Source organism: Parahaemophilus parainfluenzae (assembly GCF_001055095.1).
GTDB classification, from domain to species: domain Bacteria; phylum Pseudomonadota; class Gammaproteobacteria; order Enterobacterales; family Pasteurellaceae; genus Haemophilus_D; species Haemophilus_D parainfluenzae_Z.
Window position 1 is genome coordinate 123,023 of sequence record NZ_JVHG01000026.1, and the last position, 21,885, is coordinate 144,907.

General features: G+C 37.1%; 16 protein-coding genes and 1 pseudogene. 11 read left to right on the plus strand and 6 right to left on the minus strand.

The genetic code is table 11. The features are described from left to right. Nucleotides 1-41: 41 nt before the first annotated feature. Complete coding sequence (locus ADA56_RS09420; protein ID WP_049370291.1) at nt 42-755, minus strand: UTRA domain-containing protein; 714 nt, start codon at nt 753-755, stop codon at nt 42-44. 194 nt (nt 756-949) lie between these two features. Here ADA56_RS09420 and malQ point away from each other — a divergent pair, with 194 nt between their 5' ends. From malQ to ADA56_RS09435, 3 genes are read left to right on the plus strand one after another with little or no spacing between them, the layout of a single operon-like run. Then, entirely contained in the window at nt 950-4,723 is a 3,774-nt protein-coding gene (malQ, locus tag ADA56_RS09770) for a 4-alpha-glucanotransferase (protein ID WP_080972367.1), read from the plus strand. 9 nt (nt 4,724-4,732) lie between these two features. After that, the gene (locus tag ADA56_RS09430; protein ID WP_049370292.1) at nt 4,733-5,524 is read left to right on the plus strand and encodes an endonuclease/exonuclease/phosphatase family protein; all 792 of its coding nucleotides are present in this window, start codon (nt 4,733-4,735) and stop codon (nt 5,522-5,524) included. A gap of 10 nt (nt 5,525-5,534) precedes the next feature. After that, a complete protein-coding gene (locus ADA56_RS09435; protein ID WP_049370293.1) occupies nt 5,535-7,199 on the plus strand; it encodes a PTS transporter subunit IIBC in 1,665 nt (554 codons plus the stop codon). A 201-nt stretch (nt 7,200-7,400) separates the two neighbouring features. Here ADA56_RS09435 and rnb read toward each other — a convergent pair whose 3' ends face one another. The 3 genes from rnb to ADA56_RS09450 all read right to left on the minus strand — a co-directional run bounded on the left by rnb (nt 7,401) and on the right by ADA56_RS09450 (nt 11,076). After that, entirely contained in the window at nt 7,401-9,380 is a 1,980-nt protein-coding gene (gene rnb, locus ADA56_RS09440) for an exoribonuclease II (RefSeq protein ID WP_049370294.1), read from the minus strand. A gap of 66 nt (nt 9,381-9,446) precedes the next feature. Beyond that, a complete protein-coding gene (locus ADA56_RS09445; RefSeq protein ID WP_049370295.1) occupies nt 9,447-10,235 on the minus strand; it encodes an SDR family oxidoreductase in 789 nt (262 codons plus the stop codon). Between the two features lie 85 nt (nt 10,236-10,320). Then, nucleotides 10,321-11,076 (minus strand): Nif3-like dinuclear metal center hexameric protein, encoded by a 756-nt coding sequence (locus ADA56_RS09450; protein ID WP_049370296.1) that lies wholly within the window; start codon nt 11,074-11,076, stop codon nt 10,321-10,323. Nucleotides 11,077-11,516: 440 nt separating this feature from the next. On the opposite strand from ADA56_RS09450, the gene ADA56_RS09455 reads away from it, so the two are divergent. From ADA56_RS09455 to ADA56_RS09470, 4 genes and pseudogenes are all read left to right on the plus strand, one after another. Beyond that, a complete protein-coding gene (locus tag ADA56_RS09455; protein WP_049370297.1) occupies nt 11,517-11,834 on the plus strand; it encodes a hypothetical protein in 318 nt (105 codons plus the stop codon). Nucleotides 11,835-11,847: 13 nt separating this feature from the next. Further along, nucleotides 11,848-12,711 carry a hypothetical protein gene (locus ADA56_RS09585; RefSeq protein WP_053086270.1) on the plus strand — a complete coding sequence of 288 codons (864 nt, stop codon included), beginning with the start codon at nt 11,848-11,850 and terminating at the stop codon, nt 12,709-12,711. A 668-nt stretch (nt 12,712-13,379) separates the two neighbouring features. Beyond that, nucleotides 13,380-13,661 (plus strand): annotated as a pseudogene (locus ADA56_RS09985) (hypothetical protein); the annotation flags it as partial. Nucleotides 13,662-13,980: 319 nt separating this feature from the next. Then, nucleotides 13,981-14,568 (plus strand): hypothetical protein, encoded by a 588-nt coding sequence (locus ADA56_RS09470; RefSeq protein WP_049370299.1) that lies wholly within the window; start codon nt 13,981-13,983, stop codon nt 14,566-14,568. 82 nt (nt 14,569-14,650) lie between these two features. Here the strand turns inward: ADA56_RS09470 and ADA56_RS09475 are convergent, their stop codons facing one another. Then, the gene (locus ADA56_RS09475; RefSeq protein ID WP_049370300.1) at nt 14,651-15,586 is read right to left on the minus strand and encodes a Kdo(2)-lipid IV(A) acyltransferase; all 936 of its coding nucleotides are present in this window, start codon (nt 15,584-15,586) and stop codon (nt 14,651-14,653) included. Nucleotides 15,587-15,683: 97 nt separating this feature from the next. On the opposite strand from ADA56_RS09475, the gene hldE reads away from it, so the two are divergent. Continuing rightward, nucleotides 15,684-17,114, plus strand: a complete 1,431-nt coding sequence (hldE, locus tag ADA56_RS09480) for a bifunctional D-glycero-beta-D-manno-heptose-7-phosphate kinase/D-glycero-beta-D-manno-heptose 1-phosphate adenylyltransferase HldE (protein WP_049370301.1) — start codon at nt 15,684-15,686, stop codon at nt 17,112-17,114. A gap of 130 nt (nt 17,115-17,244) precedes the next feature. Beyond that, a complete protein-coding gene (gene rpsO, locus ADA56_RS09485) occupies nt 17,245-17,514 on the plus strand; it encodes a 30S ribosomal protein S15 (protein WP_005628925.1) in 270 nt (89 codons plus the stop codon). 113 nt (nt 17,515-17,627) lie between these two features. On the opposite strand, the gene prlC is transcribed toward rpsO, so the two are convergent. Then, entirely contained in the window at nt 17,628-19,667 is a 2,040-nt protein-coding gene (prlC, locus tag ADA56_RS09490; protein WP_049370302.1) for an oligopeptidase A, read from the minus strand. Nucleotides 19,668-19,897: 230 nt separating this feature from the next. Between prlC and ADA56_RS09495 the strand changes: the two genes are divergently transcribed. Together ADA56_RS09495 and ADA56_RS09500 are read left to right on the plus strand one after the other, a co-directional pair. Continuing rightward, nucleotides 19,898-20,260, plus strand: a complete 363-nt coding sequence (locus ADA56_RS09495) for a YbaN family protein (RefSeq protein ID WP_049370318.1) — start codon at nt 19,898-19,900, stop codon at nt 20,258-20,260. Next, nucleotides 20,253-21,815, plus strand: a complete 1,563-nt coding sequence (locus ADA56_RS09500; RefSeq protein ID WP_049370303.1) for a peptide ABC transporter substrate-binding protein — start codon at nt 20,253-20,255, stop codon at nt 21,813-21,815. The genes ADA56_RS09495 and ADA56_RS09500 overlap by 8 nt, the downstream gene beginning before the upstream one ends. Nucleotides 21,816-21,885: the final 70 nt, after the last annotated feature.

A 21,885-nucleotide genomic window follows, 5' to 3' on the forward strand; every position in this document is an offset into this window, starting at 1 on the left:
TTTTATGAATTTTTTAAATAACAACCTATCATTTACAAAAACTAGACATGTCGTCTTGCTGTTGATGTAAATGCAATTTTATCTGGTCGATAGCTAATACTCCCATATTGAAACGGTCGACCATCCGCCAAATAAGTGGTGCTTGTCACATTCACAACCATGTCATACTCACCAAGATCGATCGCATTTTTTTCTTCTTCGTTAGCATAGCGAAAGATAATTTTTCGTTGTGAGTGACTAATTTTTAATTTTAATTCGTTTTCTAAATAGTGATAAATAGAGTGTTCAGCGATTTCTCGGCTAATAAAAGGCACGATGCGGCGATCAAAATAAGAAACCTCGTATTCAACGGCTTCACCATCAATTTCACGGAGACGAGCAATACGGTAGAAATCGATCTGATCATCGACATTAAAAATATGCATCAGCTCTTCTTCACCTTGCACAATATACAAGCTGGTTAATGTGGTTTTTACTTGGTGCGTTGAGGTACTATTTAATTCGCTGACGGTTTTAATTTCAGAAAGCATTTGTGGTTTAGATAAGTCATGCTCTAAAACAATCGAATTTCGGCCTTGTTGCTTTTGAATGTAGCCATCAATTTCAAGTAAAGAAAGGGCTTTTCGAATAGTATCTTTAGAAAAACCATAGCTTTGCATGAGTTCATTTTCACTCGGGAGCTCTTGCAATGGTGCTAAATTACCATTGTTAATTTGGGTCTTTATCTCGTTATAGACCTGTTTATACTTGCTCATTTTTAATCCTTTTATCGACCGTTCGTTCCATAGGTTTCGCCATAGCATATCATAAAATCATAAATGTTATACGTATAAAATGTGATATTAGTCATATTTTTATGAAAATGTTTTAAACTTTTACGTATAAGTTGTTGCATAAAAATACGCTTAGGTTAGAATGTGCCAAAATATAACTTCCTAGAGGAAATATTATGCTTACTCGTTCAAGTGGTGTTCTTATGCACATTACCTCACTACCAAATGCATTCGGGATTGGTAGCTTTGGGCAATCGGCTTATGATTTTGTCGATTTTTTAGTTGAAACTAAACAAACTTATTGGCAAATTCTTCCACTTACCACCACCAGTTATGGTGATTCTCCTTATCAATCTTTCTCTGCAATTGCAGGCAATACTCACCTTATTGATTTTGACTTATTAACTCAAATGGGTTTGTTGAAAGAAGCGGATTATGCATCGGTTAATTTTGGTGATGATCCAACTAGCGTGGATTATGAACGTATCTTTTACGCACGCCGTCCGATTTTAGAAACAGCCGTAAAAAATTTTTTAGCGAATCAATCACTCCAAGCTGATTTCAATCACTTCGAGAAAAACAATCGATTATGGTTGGACGATTTTGCTGAGTTTATGGCAATTAAAGAGCATTTCGGCAATCAAGCATTGCAAAAATGGGATGATAAAAAAGCCGTTGCACGCGATCCAAAAACATTAGAAAAATATCGCACGATGTTAACGGATCAAATTCAGTACTTTAAAGTGACGCAATATTTCTTTTTTAAACAATGGAGCGAGTTAAAACATTACGCGAATCAAAAAGGCATTAAGATTATCGGTGATATGCCGATTTACGTGGCTGCAGATAGTGTAGAAGTTTGGACAAAACCAGAACTCTTCCAATTAGATGAAGAACGCAATCCGCTTGTTGTTGCTGGAGTTCCAGCGGATCAATTCAGTGCAACCGGACAGCTTTGGGGCAATCCGCTTTACGCTTGGGAAGAGCATAAAAAACAAGGCTATGCGTGGTGGATTCATCGTATTGAAGAAAGTTTCAAGATTTATGATGTACTTCGCATCGACCATTTCAAAGGTTTTTCCGATTATTGGCAGGTAGATGGAAAAGCCGATATTGCTAAATATGGTAGTTGGCAGCCAGGTCCCGGCTATGATTTATTCAAAGCTGTTAAAGAGCAATTGGGTGACTTACCGATTATTGCCGAAGATTTAGGTAATATTGATGATAAAGCCAGAAAATTGCTTGCAGATTGTAATTACCCAGGTATGAAGATCTTGCAATTTGGTTTTGAAGATGTCAGCGGAAAAAGTTTAGATAGCCCGCATTATTGCATCCCACATTCCATTGTTTATACCGGTACACATGATAACGAAGTAACTAATGGTTGGTATAACGGACTTACCGAACAACAGCAACAATATATTAATGATTATACGCATCGTGGTGAGGATGAATCGATTTGTCAGGCGATGATTCGTCAGCTTTTTGCAACGGTTAGCAATACCGCGATCGCCACAATGCAAGATGTTTTAGATTTGCCAGCCAGTTCAAGAATGAATGTTCCTTCAACAATTGGTGGAAACTGGCAATGGAGAATGCAGCAATCAGATTTAACGCAAGATAAAAAAGACTTTTTAGCAAAAATGACCACGTTATATCAACGTGCTAATCAGGAAAAAACAATGATTAAATTTAGTACATTTGTAAAAAACGAAACCAATAAATCGCTTGAGCAATTAAGTGATAAAGAAACTTATATTCAATTATTAAATTACGTAAAAGCACTTTCTGCAGATAAACCTAAAAACACAGGTAAACGTAAGGTTTACTATATCTCAGCAGAGTTTTTAATTGGTAAATTACTTTCTAATAACCTGATTAATCTTGGTGTGTATCAAGATATCAAAACAGAATTAGAAAGTGCGGGTAAATCATTAAGTCATATTGAAGATATTGAACCAGAACCGTCTTTAGGAAATGGTGGGTTAGGTCGTTTGGCTTCTTGTTTTATTGATTCAATGTCTACACTTGGCTTAAATGCTGAAGGGGTAGGTTTAAATTATCATTATGGGTTGTTCAAACAAGTCTTTAAAAAGAATGAACAACATGCGGAGCCTAATGATTGGATTGAAGATAACTCTTGGTTAATTCCAACAGATATTACCTATGAGGTGCCATTTAAGAAATTTACGTTAACCTCTAAACTAGATCGCATTGATATTTTAGGTTATAAGAAAGAAACGAAAAACTATCTCAATTTATTTGATATTCAATCAGTGAATCCTAAACTGATTAAAAAAGGTATCGAGTTTGATAAAACTGCGATTGAAGAAAATCTGACTTTATTCCTTTATCCAGATGATTCAGATAAGAATGGGGAATTACTGCGTATTTATCAACAATACTTCATGGTATCAAATGCTGCACAATTATTAATTGATGAAGCAATTGCGCGTGGCAGTAACTTACATGATTTAGCGGATTATGCGTATGTACAGATCAATGATACCCACCCTTCAATGGTGATTCCTGAATTAATTCGCTTATTAACGGAAAAACATCAGATTAAATTTGCCGAAGCCGTTGAAATTGTACGTAATATGGTAGGCTATACAAACCATACCATTTTGGCTGAAGCATTAGAAAAATGGCCACTCGCTTATTTAGATGAAGTGGTGCCGCATTTAGTGGTGATCATTAAGAAATTAGATAAATTAGTGCGTGCAGAATATAAAGATCTAGCAGTGCAAATCATTGATAAACAAAAACGTGTGCATATGGCGCACATGGATATTCACTTTTCAAATTCAGTCAATGGTGTGGCGGCATTACATACAGAGATTTTGAAAAATTCAGAACTTAAAGCGTTCTATGCGTTATATCCTGAAAAATTCAATAATAAGACAAACGGCATTACCTTCCGTCGTTGGTTAGAGTTTTCTAACCAAGCATTAGCGGCTTACATTAAAGAATTGATTGGTGATGAGTATTTGCATGATGCAACGAAATTAGAGAAATTGTTAGCCTTTAAAGATGATAAAAAGGTTCATCAACAATTAGCGAAAATTAAGTTTGAAAACAAATTGGCGTTAAAAGCGTACCTTAAAGAAAATAAAGGTATTGATTTAGATGAAAATTCAATCATTGATACGCAAATTAAGCGTTTCCATGAATATAAACGCCAACAAATGAATGCGCTTTATGTGATTCATAAATACTTAGAAATTAAAGCAGGTAAATTACCAAAACGTAAAATTACCGTCATTTTCGGCGGTAAAGCTGCACCTGCTTATGTGATTGCACAGGATATTATTCACTTAATTCTTTGTTTATCTGAGTTAATCAATAATGATCCTGAAGTTAACAAGTATTTAAACGTCCATTTAGTGGAAAACTATAATGTGAGTGTGGCGGAAAAACTGATTCCAGCAACCGATATTTCAGAACAAATTTCACTTGCCTCTAAAGAAGCTTCTGGTACAGGTAATATGAAATTTATGCTTAATGGCGCGTTAACCTTAGGCACAATGGATGGGGCTAATGTTGAAATTGCAGAATTAGCCGGTGCTGAAAATATCTATACATTCGGTAAAGATTCAGAAAGCATTATTAAACTTTATGAAACAGCGGGTTATGTTTCAAAAGCGTATTATGAAAACGACAAAGATATTAAAAGAGCAGTTGATTTTATTCTGAATCCTGCCGTGGTGAAATTAGGCAATAAAACACGTTTAGAACGTCTTTATAACGAGTTATTAAATAAAGACTGGTTTATGACGTTAATCGACTTTAATGCTTATGTCGACGCGAAAGAACAAATCTTAGCCGATTATGAAGATCAAGATAGTTGGAATGAGAAAGTGGTGCACAATATCGCCAAAGCGGGCTTCTTCTCATCTGACCGCACTATCGCTCAATATAATGCAGATATTTGGCATTGTGAGGGCTAAGGGGAAGCAATGAAACTACTTACCCTGAATGTACACGCTTGGTTAGAAGCTAACCAAGCGGAAAAAATAGAGATTCTTGCTGAGACTATTGTAGAAAAGGGTTATGACATCATTGCCTTACAAGAGGTTAATCAATTGATGTCGGCTCCTGCTATTTCGCCAACGTTAAAGCAAGATAACTATGGTGTCATTCTGTTAAATAAAATCAATCAACGCGTTGCACAGAAATACTCACTTGTTTGGAGCAATTCGCATATTGGTTACGATAAATATGATGAAGGCATTGCATTTTTAACGCGTTTGCCTGTTTATGATGTTGATGCGTTTTATTGTAGCCAACATCAACGTCTTGACTCGATTCTCTCGCGTAAAATCATTGGCTTGACGGTAGAATATCAAGGCCAGTTAATTGAATGTTATTCTTGTCATATCAATTTGCCAAATTGTGATGGAGAAAACCAACTTGATAATGTTCGTTATATTGTAGAGCGAAGTCAAAGTGCGAATCTTAAAATCCTGATGGGTGATTTCAATACTGATGCAATAAGCGATCAGCAAGCTTACCAGCAGATTAAATCCTTAGGCTTATTCGATACATTTGAAATGGCAGAGCAGAAGGATAGCGGTATCACTGTGGAGAAAGCGATTGACGGTTGGAAAGGCCATAGTGAAGAAAAGCGACTAGATTATATTTTTTTAAATCAGGCAAAAAAGGTTTTATCCAGTCAGGTTATTTTTAATGGGAAAAATAAACCGATTGTTTCCGACCATTTTGGCGTAGAAGTAGATCTCATCTTGTAGGAGGATTGATATGAAAAAACTACTCAGTTTTGAGTTTTGGCAAAAATTCGGTAAGTGCCTAATGGTTGTGATTGCCGTTATGCCAGCAGCGGGTTTAATGGTGAGTATTGGTAACTCACTGCCTTTGATTAGTGACGCAGAATGGCTAGCGCTTGTCGGAAACATTATCGCCCAAATTGGTTGGGGGATTATTGGTAACCTTCATTTGTTATTTGCTTTAGCGATTGGTGGTAGCTGGGCAAATGAGCGTGCGGGTGGGGCATTTGCAGCAGGCCTGGCTTTCATTTTAATTAACTTAATTACCGGTAACTTTTTCGGTGTGAAACTTGAAATGCTAGCGGATCCAAATGCACATGTAAGTACAGTATTGGCCGGTGAAATTCCTGTGGCGAATTACTTTGTGAATGTGCTTGGGCAACCTGCGTTAAATATGGGTGTGTTCGTTGGTATTATCGCCGGTTTTGTGGGTGCAACAACTTTTAACCGTTACTACAATTTCCGTAAATTACCTGAAGTACTGACATTCTTTAATGGTAAACGTTTCGTTCCTTTCGTTGTTATTTATCGTTCTGTATTAGTGGCGATCTTCCTATCATTATTCTGGCCTTTAGTTCAAACAGGAATTAATCATTTCGGTCAATGGATTGCTAACTCACAAAACTCAGCGCCAATTTTAGCACCATTTATTTACGGTACCTTAGAGCGTCTATTGCTTCCATTCGGTTTACACCACATGTTGACTATCCCAATGAACTACACTTCATTAGGCGGTACTTATGAGTTCTTAACTGGTGCACAACAAGGTAAACAAGTATTTGGTCAAGATCCACTTTGGCTTGCCTGGGTGACTGACTTAATCAACCTAAAAGATGCAGGTAATTTAACCCAATATAACGACCTTCTTTCAACAGTGACACCAGCTCGATTCAAAGTAGGACAAATGATTGGTTCAACTGGTATCTTAATGGGCTTGACACTCGCAATGTATATCAATGTGGATGAAGATAAGAAAAAACTTTATAAAGGTATTTTCCTTTCATCTGCACTTGCCGTGTTCTTAACAGGCGTAACAGAGCCAATCGAATACATGTTTATGTTTGTTGCATTACCGCTTTATATTGTTTATGCCTTAGTACAAGGTTGTGCTTTCGCTATGGCAGATATTGTTGACTTACGTGTGCATTCATTCGGTAACATTGAGTTCTTAACGCGTACTCCGATGGCGATTAAAGCGGGTATTGGTATGGATGTGATCAACTTTATTTGGGTATCCATCCTGTTTGCGGTTGCCATGTTCTTTATTGCGAACTTTATGATTAAGAAATTTAATCTCGCGACAGCGGGCCGTAATGGTAACTATGATGCGAAAGGTTCAGATGAAGCTCCTCGTGAGGAGCAAAAGGTCGCAAATGCTAACACGCAAGTTATTCAAATCATTAACTTACTTGGTGGACGTAATAACATTGCAGATGTTGATGCTTGTATGACACGTTTACGTATTACCGTACATAATCCAGATTTAGTGGGTGATGAAGCAAGCTGGAAACAAGCAGGCGCAATGGGCTTTATTGTGAAAGGTTCTGGTATCCAAGCAATTTATGGACCAAAAGCAGATGTTTTAAAATCAGATATTCAAGACGTGCTTTCATCTGGCGTAGAAATTCCTAAAATGTAATTCTACCTAAATATCTATTTTATCCCCGCCTTCAAGGCGGGGATATCATATCAATATCTCATCTTGATGTTCTTCAATATATCCCAATAATCCTTTTATTTAATACTATAGACGTACAAAATATTTTTATAACTTAGGTTTTATAAAAAAATACCGCCTGTTGTGTAACGAGCGGTATTTCTAGATAGAGGGAAGTGGTTATTAAATGATTAATTGACCGACAATACTGCGAGTTTCTTCTCGTACTTCGGTGAGTTTTACTTTCACTAAATCACCGATTTTGTAACGACGTTCCCCTTGGATATACATCGCCAATTCATCAGTATTTACTTGCATTTCATCTTTATTTGGATGCAATGTAGAAGCTGGTACGAACATAGATGCGCCATTTTCTAATAATTGAACACGTAAACCACCACGCATCACATCTTGTACTTCTGCATCAAATTCAGCATTTTCAGCGACTTTGTCAGCAAGGTAGCGACAATATAGCCAATCGGCAATATCACGCTCAACCAAGCGATTTTGACGACGGGCTTCTTGTAAGCGAGCAAGGACTTCATCTTTTGGTTTTTCACAAGCTTGCTGTGTGAGCACGGCTTTAATTAAACGATGGTTCACCATATCGGAATATTTACGGATAGGTGATGTCCAGGTTGCATAACCTTCTAATCCAAGCCCAAAATGTGGAGCAAGTTCCGATTTAAACTCCGCAAAGGTTAAATAACGACGTAAACGGAATTCTAAATAGTCACCTTCAATCGGTTCAATATCATGACGCATTTGGCAATAACCTTTTAAGGTTGCCAAATTTTCCACTGAATAACGCTCTGCAAGCTCGGCTTGATTTTCTTCATTAGCTAAATTTGCCATTAAGAAATTATGGGCATTTTCTAAGAATTTCTTATCAAAGCCCGTATGTGTATTAAAGATACCTGTTTGTGCATGCTCCGCTAAGAATTGAGCGGCACAAATGTTGGCAATAATCATGGATTCTTCCACGATTTGATTTGCAATACGACGATATTCCGCCTTAATTTCTTTTACTTTGCCATTTTCAGCGAGAATAAAGGAATAATCCGGTTTCTCTTTAAATAACAATGAATGGGTTTTACGCCATTGAATACGCGCTTGAGTAAATTGATGTAACCAATCAATTTGTTGGGCAATTTCAGGTGTTTCCGGTTGCCATGCATCCGGTACTTGTTCTAAATAATCTGAAATCTTGTTATAGGCTAATTTCGCTTTAGATTGCACATAAGCGGATACAAAATGTGGTTTAGCCGTGATGTTACCTGCAAGATCTGTTTCAATGTAACACACTAAAGCAGGACGAGTTTCATTTGCCATTAATGAACATAATTCATCGGATAATTCACGAGGCAACATAGGAATGTTAAAGCCAGGCAAATAATTGGTGAAACAACGCTGTTTCGCATCTTTTTCAATTTGTGAATCTAATGCAATGTAAGCTGTGGGATCCGCAATGGCAACGACTAATCGCCAGCCGGTTTGTGTACCATTTTGCTCGACAGGTTCGATGTAAAGAGCATCGTCCATATCCTGCGTGCTTTCAGAGTCAATAGTGACAAAATGAAGTGCGGTCAGATCTTCGCGTGTTTGTTGATCTAACATTTCATAACTTTCTGCACCTTGCACAGGATGACGAGATTGTTCATGACGTGCCAATGTCACCCACCAAGGGGCTAATTCATCATCAGGACGGCAGATAAATTGATTGATAGTCGCATAGAAAAAGCGATCATCACGTAATGGGTGTGTTTTCAAATTTGCAACGACCCAGTCGCCTTCTTGTAATTCTTCTTTGACGGATTTAGCTTGTTGCGCACCAATGGGTTGGTTGATACTTGGATGATCAACCAAAACTTGCAATTTCTTGTCTTTATTGAACCGCACTTTGGCAATAAAGCGCGTGAGCATTGGCTCAATTAATTCTTCAGGTTCAGCTTGCTCTTTATCGCCTTGTTTTTCAATGGTGGCTTTGATTTTGTCACCGTGCATGACTTTTTTCATTGCAGGCGGGGTAATAAAGTAGCTTTTTTTATCGCACTCTAAAAACCCATAAGCTTTATCAGTACTTTTTACCACGCCTTCAACGTGTTCTTTACTATCGTGGATTTGTTGCTTAAGTTGTGCGAGTAATGGATTATCTTGGAACATAGTTATATTTAAAAAAAGAGAAAAGGCAGACTGAAAAGCCTGCCTAAAAATAGATTGTACGAAAAATTATTCTTCGCCTAATTCGCCCATTGCAGTGATGCTGAAACCTGCATCTACGCGAACAATTTCACCAGTGATACCCGATGCTAAATCAGAGCATAAGAATGCTGCTGAGTTACCCACATCTTCGATAGTAACAGTGCGGCGTAATGCTGCGGTTTTCTCAAATGCAGAAAGCATTTTCTTGAAGTTTTTAATGCCTGATGCCGCTAAGGTACGGATTGGACCAGCAGAAATCGCATTCACACGAATACCTTCTTTACCTAAATCCGCAGCCATCACGCGAGTAGCCGCTTCAAGAGACGCTTTCGCTAAACACATCACGTTGTAGTTAGGAATTGCGCGCTCTGCACCTAAGTAAGAAAGGGTTAATAACGCTGCATTTGGATTTAAGTAAGGACGTGCCGCTTGTGCCATTGCAACAAAGCTGAATGCACTGATGTCGTGAGCGATACGGTAGCCTTCACGAGTTGCTGCGTTTACGTAATCACCATCTAATTGGTCGCCTGGTGCGAATGCGATAGCGTGTACGAAACCATCAAATTTTTCCCAACGTTTGCTTAATTCTGCAAAGCAGTTTTGGATGCTTTCATCGGTCGCTACGTCTAAAGGAAGGACGATGTCAGAACCAAATTCTTTTGCAAATTCTTCTACGCGTGGTTGTAATTTATCGTTTAAATAAGTGAAAGCAAGTTCAGCGCCTTGTTCTTTCATTGCTTTTGCGATCCCGTAAGCGATAGAACGGTTGCTTGCAAGACCTGTTACTAAAATACGTTTACCAGTTAAGAAACCCATATTTTCTCCTATGTTTGAGTTAAAAAAATCGACAAGATTATACTTGTTTTGTGTGCTTTCGGCAATTAATCACACTTTGTACCAGTTAGGCTGGATTATCAATATCTTTAAATTCTACATCCAGACCATATTCCGTTGCCAACCATTCACCTAATGCTTTAATGCCGTAGCGTTCTGTTGCATGGTGACCAGCCGCAAAGAAATGAATACCTTGCTCACGAGCAGAGTGAATTGTTTGCTCCGAAACCTCGCCGGTAATAAAGGCATCACAACCTTGTGCTGCCGCTAAATCAATATAGCCTTGTCCGCCACCAGTACAAATGCCTACTTTACGGATTAAGTGCGGTCCGTTTTCGGTGCAAATTAACGGTTTACGGTGAAGTACTTGTTCAATACGATGCGCAAATTCTTCAGCGTTAACGGGATCTTTTAACGTTCCCCAAACAGGAATGCTGGTTGAGCTATTTTCTAAAGGTTGAAGATCGATAATCCCCAATAACTGAGCAAGTTTTGCGTTGTTACCTAATTCTGGGTGGACATCCAAAGGCAAGTGGTAGCCGTATAAATTGATATCATTCACAAGCAACGTTTTGATGCGTTTGCCTTTCATGCCGCGAATACATGGATTTTCACTTTTCCAAAAATAGCCGTGGTGGACAAGCACCGCATCAGCTTGTTGTGCAACGGCATAATCAATCAAAGCTTGGCTTGCGGTGACACCCGTGATGATCTTTTTGATCTCTGATTTGCCTTCTACTTGCAAACCGTTAGGGGCGTAATCATTTATTCTATCTGTGCTAAGTTTTTCGTTTAGTAAACGTTCAAGTTCTAGATTGTTCATTATTTTTGAGAGAAAAGAAAAAGGTGAGATATGGTAAGGGATTTAAAAAAAAATGGCTAGTGCAAAAGGAGTGGGGGGGAATGCACTAGCCAGTAGTGTGTTTGTAATAAAACAAGTTTACTATCTAAAACGAGATTCATTATATATTTAATTATATAAAGATCAAGAAAAATTTTAGATATTTTTTAAAAATTGAATCATTGACAGATTTATCAGTCCTCAATGGCAGTTTTTTTACAAAATTTTATAGGGAGAATTTGCTGAGTTAGTCGCGTAATCGAGTAATTGGCTCTAGGTATAATTAAAGGCATAACTAATTGTTTTAAATATATTTTATACCAAGAAGTATACTTCTTTTAGTTGGTATTGACATACCAACTAAACAAACACTGATAAAAATATTTTTAATTAACATTTAACATAAGGAATCGGAGTAAAACATGCCAAAAATTGAATTATCAAGTAAATGGTCTTGTGATGGGCGTGAGTTAAAACCTAAATCAGGAGCAACTTCACAAAATACTTGGATATATGACGGTCGTTATCTAAAACCTAAATTTTCTGCAACATCAAAAAATACTTGGGTGTATGACGGACGTGAATTAAAACCTCAATTTTCAGCTAATTCACAAAATAGTTGGGTAATTGAAGGGAATAAAATTAAACCTCAATTTAGTTCAAATTCGAGTAATACTTATGAGTTTGATGGGCACTCAATTTTAGTTGCTTTTGGTCAAGTTGTTTTAAAACTTTGGTAAGAGAGAGGTAGTTATGTCTAAAAAAATTAGAAGCTGTGCAATTTATAAAGATTTAATTATCGAATCTGCTGAAGATTATACCGTTACTATCAGATGCCGTGACAGAAAAACACGGAGCATGTTAAGAGAAATTTCTGAAGATCTTGGTTTTGAATATTCTGATGACTGGAATACTCGTTATTTTGGCCATCGATTAATTAATTTCATCAACGGCGTTGATACCCGTAGAGAAACTACAAAACTAGCAGAGGATAAATTCCCAGAAGAACTTATCACTGATACCGATACTACAGGGAATATTTCTAATGAAGATTGGGAGTGGTGGTGTAGTTTATCTTATGTAATGAAGTGTGTTCTGTTATGGAATCTTAGAGATAAATTTCTTGAAACTGATCATAACTTAATCCCTGAATTGGACACTGAAAATGGTGATATTTCTATTTCAGTCGATCTTAACGATAGAAATACTGCTATTAGTTACTATGTAGGTAAATATTTAACAGGTCAGTATGGTTCAGATCATACATATAAGCCAGGAACAGTTACTTCTCTTGTTATTCCTCAAGTTTATGATGTAGAAGATGATTTTGATAAATTATCACATATCAAACAATTGTCATCGTTGTCACTTAGAGATAAAGATATAATTGTTCAAGGATATGTAACATCAATGATTGCGAGCATTCCTCAATTAGAAGAGTTAGATCTTTCTGGTAATGATCTATTTTTATATTCATTAGAATCACTTAAAGATATTAAAAATCTTAAAAAACTCTATTTAGAGAGAGTAAAAATTGCATTTACAGAGGATTACCTCAGTTCAGATGAACTAAATGTGGTTAAGGAATTGCTGCCAAATTGCGAAATTATTGCATAATGAAGCGTTATAACTATTTATAACTATATAGACATATGATTTTTTATGACACTATATTAAATTGATTTAATAGCAAATATTTATGATTATGTTAATGTAGTTACACTAGCCTATATGGACAAACATTAGTTACATATAGGCTATTTTTTTATTCTCTAAATTAGAATTAGCCGATGACTAAAAAAATTAGAAATTTTACAGTTTATAATGATGTCCGTATAGAATTAAGTAATGAAGGTATTAAAGTAATATATCGTGATACAATTAAAATGTTACGTGAAATTATGGATAGATTGGGCATTTTATATGGAAAAATGGAAAACCCTCAGAGTTTGAGCCGTCACCTTATTTCCCATATAACTGGCAACTCCAACTTTTCAAAGGATGCAGATTTCTCCGCTGAGTATGATGAGTTTTTTATTGAAAAAGTAAATGGGTATGTGACAGTTATGCATCGTAATGTCAGGCTCATATTAGATGAAATAGCAAAATCAGTTGGTTTTGAATTCGAAAGTGAGAAAGATCTCAATAAATTCAGCGAAGAGCTAGTAAGCTTTATTAATGCTCAGAAAATTAGAAAGATAATTCAAATGTCAGAGGATGAGATTGCTGACAATGAGTTTATTTCTGATGACGATTGGGATTGGTGGTGCCATTTATCTAACACAATGAAGTATATCTTAATATGGGATCTTCCTAATCAAGAAGAGGAAATTGGTATCAGTGAGTTTTATGATGAAAATTCTCTTGATACTGAGGCAGATATATATGATCGGGATACTTTTGGGCTCTTGTTAGGTGAATATATAACAGGATTATGTTTGTTAGATGATACTTTTATAGAGCCTGTTCTTGATAATGTAAATATTCCTAATAATGTTTATGAAATTGACAATTTGGATCCTTTAGTCTACCTAAATAATCATATTTTATCTATTTCATTTAGAGATTGGAGTGGCCAGGTTAGTGAGTCTATGTTTGATTCAATTATTCAATTTAATAAATTGGAAAGCTTAGATCTTTCCTATAATCGAATAAATATTGATGAGTTGTATAAACTAACTAAATTAAACCATTTGAAAAAGCTTTATCTAAGACGAGTGATGGATTTTTCTGATGAACTTGTTAACTTTAATGAGAGTGAGATATCTCAATTAAAGGGAGCCTTGTCTCATTGTGAAATCCTGATGTAAAAAACTTACTTTTACATAGGGTCTATCATATGTACTTAAATAGCTTTTGATATTGATAAAATATATTGGAGAAAATATGGAAAAAATTTTACCCCCTGAACCAAGTGTTTCAGAAGTTAATAAATATCTTAAAGGGTGGAAAAAACTTGAAAAGTACACTTCACAAGAAAGGGCATTAAATAAACTTTTTCTAGAGTTATTACCTGGAAATTCTGAAATAACTGATATTTTATTGAAAGCATCATGTTTAAATGATTTTTATAGCACAAATATTTTTGCTATTCACTCTGTTGCAGAGCATATTTTAAGTGTTAAAGATCTAGATAAACGTTTAAAGGATGGTGATATTAAACTAGTTCGTGAATTAGGAGAGGTAAAAATTGGTGAGCACAAGAAGTATTTTTATTCTTTTGCGACTAAATATTGTAGTCACCATAATCCAATTGCTTTCCCAATTTATGATAGCTATGTGGAGAGAGTTCTCCTCTATTTTAATAAAGTAGATAAGTTTTCATCTTTTAAAAGGCAAGATTTAAAAGATTACAGGAAATTTAAAGGGATTTTATTAGATTTTCAAAGATATTATAAATTAGAGAGATTCAATTTAAAAGAGATTGACCGATATCTCTGGTTATTAGGTAAGGAGTTTTTTCAAAAAAAATAATAACCTATTCTTAATATAAAATAAAAGGCTAGATTCTTTATAGTATCTCGCCTTTTCTGATTTTTTAGTAGAACCATCTTTTTTACAAATACAAACTTGGTTCATTTTCAGTTGGACGCGTTTTAAAGCGGCGGTGTAGCCACATGTATTGTTCCACACCTTTTAAGATTTCTTTTTCCACGACTTTATTCATTCTCTCTGCGATCGCTGTATCATCTGAAAGATCGGAAAAATCCACTGGTGGCGAAATACTGACCGTATAGCCTGAGCCGTCTTTATTACGCAATGGAGCAAAAGGGACAACTTTACAATTTGGTGCTGATTTAAGCAGATAATAACTGCCTGTCGTGGTTGCGGCTTCTTGAACAGCGAAGAAAGGCACGAATACCGCATTTTTTCTGCCGTAATCATGATCGGGCGCATACCAAATGGTTTCACCTTTACGCAAGGCTTTGAGCATGCCACGTAGATCTTTTCGGTTCAGCATATCTTTATTTGAACGTAAGCGACCTTTAATTTGTAACCAATCCAATACAGGATTGTCATTTGGACGATAAACGCCTACGCCAGGATGATGTAAGCCCACAATACGTGCGCCTAATTCAAGGGTGAGGAAATGAACACCCACAAAGATAATGCCGTCTTGGGCGTTTTCTTTTAAATAATTTAAGCCCTCAATTTTTGACCATTTTTTAATGCGCGCATCAGACCAAAACCATGCCATGCCGGTTTCAATAATCGCCATCCCAACGGCACGCAAGTTTTCTTGCAAAATGGCTTCACGTTCTTGCTCGGACATTTCTGGAAAGCAGAGCTCAAGATTTCGGCGTGCGATAGCGGCACGGCGTTTTCCCACTTTTAATTTTGAGAAAAGCCAGCCTAAGCCATTGCCGATGTGGCGTAGAATTGGATAGGGAAGTAACAAAAGGCTTCGCCAAATCGCCACACCAAGCCAAAATCCCCAGTATTTAGGGGCAAGAAAGTGCGGTTGAAATTGAGGGAGTTTTTCGTTTTTCATAATTCTTTTCTGGTTAGTTCGGCGTGTAGTTTATCGCAAATTTGAGTTGTGGTAAAATTGCGCCAAATTTTTATTATTCCAACAGAGAGATTTCAAAATGGCTCAATATTCTGCCAATTTTAATCAAGCAAAAGTATTAGTGTTAGGCGATGTAATGCTTGATCGTTACTGGTTTGGTGCGACTAATCGTATTTCGCCAGAAGCACCGGTTCCTGTGGTTCGTGTACAAGATAATGAAGAGCGTGCAGGTGGTGCAGCAAACGTGGCAATGAATATTGCTTCTCTTAATGTCCCTGTGCAAATTTTAGGTTTAATTGGTCAAGATGAAACAGGCACAGCCTTAACCAATTTATTACAACATCAAAAAATTGATTGTAATTTTGTGGCATTGGATACTCACCCAACCATTACGAAATTACGTATTTTGTCTCGTCACCAACAATTACTTCGTTTGGATTTTGAAGAAGATTTTCAAAACGTTGAATGTCATGAGTTGCTTGCGAAATTAGAATCGGAAGTGAAAAACTTTGGTGCGTTAGTGCTTTCTGATTATGGTAAAGGCACGTTAAAAGATGTGCAAAAAATGATTCAAATTGCACGCAAAGCAAACGTACCAGTCTTGATCGATCCAAAAGGTACAGATTTTGAGCGTTATCGTGGTGCGACTTTACTGACGCCAAATATGTCAGAATTTGAAGCGGTGGTAGGTAAGTGTGATTCTGAAGAAGAAATCATTGAGAAAGGTTTAAAATTAATTTCAGACATCGAATTGACCGCACTTTTAGTGACCCGTTCTGAAAAAGGCATGACACTACTTCGTCCAACTCAAGAGCCTTTCCATTTGCCAACCGTTGCCAAAGAAGTATTCGATGTAACAGGTGCGGGCGATACGGTAATCAGTGTTTTAGCAACCGCACTTGCAGATGGTCGTTCTTTTGAAGAATCTTGCTACTTAGCCAATGTGGCGGCAGGTATTGTGGTCGGTAAATTGGGTACATCAACGGTTTCTACTGTGGAACTAGAGAATGCGATCCATGGACGTTCTGAAACGGGCTTCGGTATTATGTCTGAAAGCCAATTAAAAACTGCGGTAGCTCATGCTAAAGCGCGCGGTGAGAAAATTGTGATGACAAACGGTTGTTTCGATATTCTTCACCCAGGTCACGTGTCTTATTTAGAAAATGCTCGCAAACTAGGTGACCGTTTAATTGTTGCCGTAAATACGGATGATTCCGTCAAACGCTTAAAAGGTGAAAGTCGTCCAATTAACAATCTGAATACACGTATGGCAGTATTGGCTGGTTTAGCATCAGTGGATTGGGTGGTTTCTTTTGATGAAGATACGCCACAACGTTTAATCGGTGAGATTTTACCGGATTTATTAGTAAAAGGTGGCGATTACAAACCTGAAGAGATTGCAGGCAGCAAAGAAGTGTGGGCGAACGGCGGCGATGTTCGCGTATTGAATTTCGAAAATGGCTGTTCAACTACAAATGTGATTGAGAAAATCAAATCGCTGAAAGATTAATTTATTAAGGAATGAGTAGAATAAAGCTTGCCTTTATCCTGCTCAATCGTTAAAATTCAGGCTCCTTGTCATCGCTGAGTTAGAGATCGGCGAATGATGTATTAATAACACTACCTTTTAGGAGTAAAAAATGTCTCTAAGTACTGAAAAAAAAGCAGCAATCGTTGCTGAATTTGGTCGCGATGCGAAAGATACTGGTTCTTCTGAAGTTCAAATCGCATTATTAACTGCACAAATCAACCACTTACAAGCTCACTTCGCTGAGCACAAAAAAGACCACCATGGTCGTCGTGGTTTATTACGTATGGTTTCTCGTCGTCGTAAACTTTTAGACTACTTAAAACGTACTGATCTTGCTTTATACCAAAGCACTATCGCTCGTTTAGGTTTACGTCGCTAATTTTTATTACGATAGTAAAAATAAAAGCCTTCGGATTACCGAGGGCTTTTTTATTTTCTGCATATTGGAAGATAAAAAAGCGGTCAAAAATTTGACCGCTCTTTTTTAGTTCATTAGTTTGCAATGCCTTTATGACGAAGCAATGCGTCTAATTGAGGTTCGCGTCCACGGAAGCGTTTGAATAAGACCATTGGTTCTTCAGAGCCGCCGCGAGTGAGAATTTCATCCAAGAAAGATTTACCCGTAACCGGATTGAAAATCCCTTCTTCTTCAAAACGAGAGAAGGCATCTGCAGATAGTACTTCAGCCCATAAATAGCTGTAATAACCTGCTGCGTAACCGCCAGCAAAAATGTGGCTAAAGCTATGTGGTGTTCTTGCCCATTCAACGCCTTTAATCACGGCAACTTTATCTTTCACTGCTTTTAAGGTATCAAGTACTTGATTAGCTTTGCCCACTTCAAAAGTATGATGAAGGGTAAAATCAAACAAGCCAAATTCAAGCTGACGTAACACAAACATCGCTGCTTGGTAGTTTTTCGCTTTGAGAAGTTGATTTAATTTTTCTTCTGGTAATGGTTCGTGCGTTTCAAAGTGACCCGAAATAAAATCAAGGGCTTCTTTTTCCCAACACCAGTTTTCCATAAATTGACTTGGTAGTTCTACCGCATCCCAAGGTACACCATTGATCCCCGCGACATCTGGCACATCAACTTTGGTGAGCATGTGATGAATACCATGACCAAATTCATGGAAGAGAGTGGTGACTTCATCATGGGTGAATAGCGCAGGTTTATCACCAATAGGCGCGTTGAAGTTACACGTTAAATAGGCAACCGGTTTTTGAATTGAACCGTCGGCATTGCGTTTTCTGCCGATACAATCATCCATCCATGCGCCGCCACGTTTATTTTCACGCGCATAAAGATCAAGATAGAAACTGCCACGTACTTCATCGGTTTCATCAATTAAATCAAAGAAACGTACATCTTTGTGCCAAGTATCTACACCAAAACGTTCAACTGCACGAATATTAAAAATACGCTTAATTAATTCAAATAAACCCGAAATAACGCGATCTTCAGGAAAATAAGGACGAAGTTCTTCATCATTGATCGCATATAAATGTTGTTTTTGTTTTTCGGAATAGAAACTGATATCCCAAGGCGCAAGTTCAGTGACACCAAATTCTTTTTCACAATAAGCTTTAAGTTCAGCTAATTCTTTCTCACCTTGTGCTTTTGAACGATCCGCAAGGTTATTTAAGAAATCTAACACTTGTTGTGGATTTTCAGCCATTTTGGTCGCAAGTGAGCGTTCAGTATAGGTATTGAAACCTAGCAATTTAGCTAATTCCACGCGTAACGTCATGATTTCTTCAATAATCGTCGTATTATCCCATTTACCGGCATTTGGACCTTGATCAGAAGCGCGAGTTGCATAAGCACGATACATTTCTTCGCGTAGTGCTGCATTTTCACAATAGGTCATGATTGGTAAATAACTTGGGATTTCTAACGTAAAGCGATAGCCTTTTAAGCCTTTACTTTCGGCAGATTGTTTTGCCGCAAGTAATGCAGATTCAGGAAGACCTGCTAATTCACTTTCATCTTCAATGACTTTTTCCCAGCCCATGGTGGCATCGAGCACATTATTGCTAAATTGTGCGCTTAATTCAGATAAGCGAGCAACAATCTCACCATAACGTTTTTGTTTTTCTTCAGATAAACCGATACCTGAAAGCTCAAAATCACGTAGTGCATTTTCAATGGCTTTTTTCTGCGCCACTGAATAAGTGGCAAATTCAGGGCTATTTTTTAAGGATAAATAGGCATTGTATAACCCTTCGTGTTGGCCAACCCAGGTACTGTATTCAGAGAGTAGTGGTAAGCAAGCTTGATACGCATCACGTAATTCATGGCTGTTTTTAACTGAATTTAAATGGGAGATCGGTGACCAAGCACGACTTAAGTGTTCACCTGCTTCAGAAAGCGGTTCAATAAAGTTTTCCCAAGTAAAGTGCGGTTGTTTTAGAACTTGTTCAATGGCTTGACGATTTTCTTCGATGAGTTTTTGGATTGCGGGTTGAATATGCTCCGGTTTGATTTGAGAAAACGGAGGTAAGCCTTCAATATGAAGTAATGGATTAGACATAAATATTCCTTTTGCTAACTGTTTCTTTAGTAAATTGCGACAAATTCTATAATATCAAGGTTGAAAAATCTAAAAAATCAGTAATAATTGCGTATCACTTTTATTTAGGGTTTATGATGAACGGCGCTTCCTTTTTTTCTATTATCATTTTTTCTGGCATCATTGCTCTTACGATTGTTATAGGTGTTGTTTCACTTAAGTTTTTCCCAAAAACTTCTTTAACCAAGGCTATGTATGTTGTTCTTGGATTCATTTCTTTAATATTAGGTGTTATTGGTATTTTTTTACCTATTCTTCCGACAACACCTTTTTTACTGCTTACACTTTATTCTTTTGCGAAAGGTTCTTCTCGTTTAGAACAATGGTTTTTAGGGACGAAGCTTTATCAAAAGCACCTAAAATCCTTTAATGAACGTCGTGCATTAACAAAAAAAGCAAAAATTTCTATTCTAACCTTTTCAACTACGATGCTTTTAATTGGCTTTTACTTTACTCCAAGTGTAGTGGGGCGAACGATCATTGCCATTTTAATTGCGGTAAAATATTGGTTCTTTTTCTTTTGGATTAAAACAGAAGACGTTGAAAATGGATAATTCTTTCTTTACTTGGCTTAAAAGTGCGGTCATTTTTGGTGTTGTTTTTGGATTGAGTGGTTGTGATAAATTAAACAGTCCTAAATCTACAAACACAGCAGCAGAAGAGCAACCAACACAAAGTCAGTCTATCGAACAAGAAAATACATCAAAACCGAGTCGAACTTTGCTGACTCGAGCGTTTACTCATCCCCCTTCTTTTGAGCCTTGGTTTGTGCGTTATCCAGAACAAGAAAACTTATTGCGTGATTTATATGAAGGTTTAACCGCTTATGATTCGGAAGGGCGAATCGTGCCGGGTATCGCAGAAAGTTGGCAAACGAAAGACAACAAAACCTGGATCTTTACCTTGCGTGAAGGGCTTCGTTGGTCAAATGGTGATCCTTTAGTCGCTCAAGATGTCATGCTTTCTTGGCAAGCATTATCTCAATCAAATAGTCCATTAAGATCTTATTTGGCTTATCTTAATCTAAAAAATGCGAAAGGCGTTTTAGAAAAAAATAAACCTTTTAAGAGCTTAGGAATTTATGCGGAAAATGACCGCACTTTACGTATTGAGCTTGATAAACCAACACCGTATTTGCCGGAAATGTTGGCGCATATTAGCCTCGTGCCACAATATAGCGATCCTGATTCTCCCGTGACAAACGGGGCTTATATGATCGAAAGTGAAAATGTGAAAAGTATACACTTAGCTAAAAACCCCTATTATTGGCAAAAAAATAATGTCGCTTTTGAGCGTGTAGAATATTTGCCTTTTATCGCCACTAAATTATCTCACTTTGATGTGGTGGTTGATGTGCCGGAAGTCCACTCAGAGCTCCAGCATTTTCCGCAGCTTTGTGGATATTTTTATGAATTTAATTTAAACGATCCTAAAGTTGCTAAGGCAGATGTGCGTAAGGCGATTGCGTCGTTGGTTTCGGTTACGAATATTGTGAATAATGAGATTCCAGCGGCAATTCCAAGTTCGTATTTTTTACCGAAAGCTATGTTAAATGGACAAGACTCAAGATGGGAACCCGTTGTTGCCGAGCAGTTATTGGCTCAAAATAAAATTGATGAAAGACATCCGCTACATTTAAATGTGCTTTATGATGATGCACCCTTGCATGTAAATATTGCGCAACGTTTAGTTGGCCAATTAACACAATCCGATATGTTGCGCGTGGATGCTCAACCTGTTAATTGGCAAACATTACAGACTAAGCGTCAAAAAGGAGATTTCCAAGTCATTCGTTCTGGTTGGTGTGCTGACTTTAATCATCCGATGGCATTTTTAGGCTTGTTCTATTCTAAAAGTCCAGATAATAAAAATGGCTATGCCAATGCGGAATATGACCAACTTTTTGAACAAGCATTGAAAAGCTTAAATGAAAAAGAACGGTCAGAAATTTACTTAAAATTAAGTGAGAAGATCCAACAGGAAAACCTTGCTTTACCGCTTTTCCAATACACCACACCGGTTTATATTTCTTCAACTATTATGGGGGCGAAGAAAAATTCAGTGGGCGTCATTTACAGTAAGGATCTATGGCGAAAAGTTGAAAACTAAAGCTGATTAAGAAAGTTGTTCATAATGTGATGAGCAACTTTTTTATTAAATCTAATTAAAAGTGTAAAGT

What these genes read in the sequence shown, in the direction of transcription:
- ADA56_RS09420 (WP_049370291.1), bottom strand. Translation starts at nt 755, where the DNA reads ATGAGCAAGTATAAACAGGTCTATAACGAGATAAAGACCCAAATTAAC.
- malQ (WP_080972367.1), top strand. Translation starts at nt 950, where the DNA reads ATGCTTACTCGTTCAAGTGGTGTTCTTATGCACATTACCTCACTACCA.
- ADA56_RS09430 (WP_049370292.1), top strand. Translation starts at nt 4,733, where the DNA reads ATGAAACTACTTACCCTGAATGTACACGCTTGGTTAGAAGCTAACCAA.
- ADA56_RS09435 (WP_049370293.1), top strand. Translation starts at nt 5,535, where the DNA reads ATGAAAAAACTACTCAGTTTTGAGTTTTGGCAAAAATTCGGTAAGTGC.
- rnb (WP_049370294.1), bottom strand. Translation starts at nt 9,380, where the DNA reads ATGTTCCAAGATAATCCATTACTCGCACAACTTAAGCAACAAATCCAC.
- ADA56_RS09445 (WP_049370295.1), bottom strand. Translation starts at nt 10,235, where the DNA reads ATGGGTTTCTTAACTGGTAAACGTATTTTAGTAACAGGTCTTGCAAGC.
- ADA56_RS09450 (WP_049370296.1), bottom strand. Translation starts at nt 11,076, where the DNA reads ATGAACAATCTAGAACTTGAACGTTTACTAAACGAAAAACTTAGCACA.
- ADA56_RS09455 (WP_049370297.1), top strand. Translation starts at nt 11,517, where the DNA reads ATGCCAAAAATTGAATTATCAAGTAAATGGTCTTGTGATGGGCGTGAG.
- ADA56_RS09585 (WP_053086270.1), top strand. Translation starts at nt 11,848, where the DNA reads ATGTCTAAAAAAATTAGAAGCTGTGCAATTTATAAAGATTTAATTATC.
- ADA56_RS09470 (WP_049370299.1), top strand. Translation starts at nt 13,981, where the DNA reads ATGGAAAAAATTTTACCCCCTGAACCAAGTGTTTCAGAAGTTAATAAA.
- ADA56_RS09475 (WP_049370300.1), bottom strand. Translation starts at nt 15,586, where the DNA reads ATGAAAAACGAAAAACTCCCTCAATTTCAACCGCACTTTCTTGCCCCT.
- hldE (WP_049370301.1), top strand. Translation starts at nt 15,684, where the DNA reads ATGGCTCAATATTCTGCCAATTTTAATCAAGCAAAAGTATTAGTGTTA.
- rpsO (WP_005628925.1), top strand. Translation starts at nt 17,245, where the DNA reads ATGTCTCTAAGTACTGAAAAAAAAGCAGCAATCGTTGCTGAATTTGGT.
- prlC (WP_049370302.1), bottom strand. Translation starts at nt 19,667, where the DNA reads ATGTCTAATCCATTACTTCATATTGAAGGCTTACCTCCGTTTTCTCAA.
- ADA56_RS09495 (WP_049370318.1), top strand. Translation starts at nt 19,898, where the DNA reads ATGTATGTTGTTCTTGGATTCATTTCTTTAATATTAGGTGTTATTGGT.
- ADA56_RS09500 (WP_049370303.1), top strand. Translation starts at nt 20,253, where the DNA reads ATGGATAATTCTTTCTTTACTTGGCTTAAAAGTGCGGTCATTTTTGGT.